General features: G+C 70.7%; 1 protein-coding gene. It reads right to left on the bottom strand.

What is annotated here, in order from left to right; translation table 11 throughout:
- Positions 1–392: TolC family protein (locus AC1DM9_RS34580; RefSeq protein ID WP_477584525.1), on the bottom strand; the 392-nt coding region annotated here is incomplete at both ends.

Raw genomic sequence — 392 nt, 5'->3', positions numbered from 1 at the left:
AGCGTGCCCGCCGTCAGCCCGCCCGTGGCCGACAGCGACAGCGTGGGGTAGTACGCCGCCTGCGCCACGCCGATGTCGGCATTGGCCGAGGCCATGCGCCGCTCCGCCGCCGCGATATCGGGCCGGCGCTCCAGCAGCGTGGAGGGCACGGCCACCGGCACGTTGGGAATCGCATCGTCCACCTCCACCACGGCCATGGTCAGGTCCGCCGGCGGCTTGCCAACCAGCACCGCGATGGCGTGCTCCAACTGCGCGCGCGTGATCTGGATGTCGATCTGCTGCGCCTGCGCGCTCTTCAGCTGGGTTTCCGACTGCAACACGTCCGAGCGCTGCGCCGTGCCGGCCTGGTACTGGTTGCGCACCAGCAGCAGCGACTTCTCGTAGTCGGCCAC

Source organism: Paenibacillus sp. 01T431, from assembly GCF_056398625.1.
This window is presented reverse-complemented; position numbering and strand designations above follow the sequence as displayed.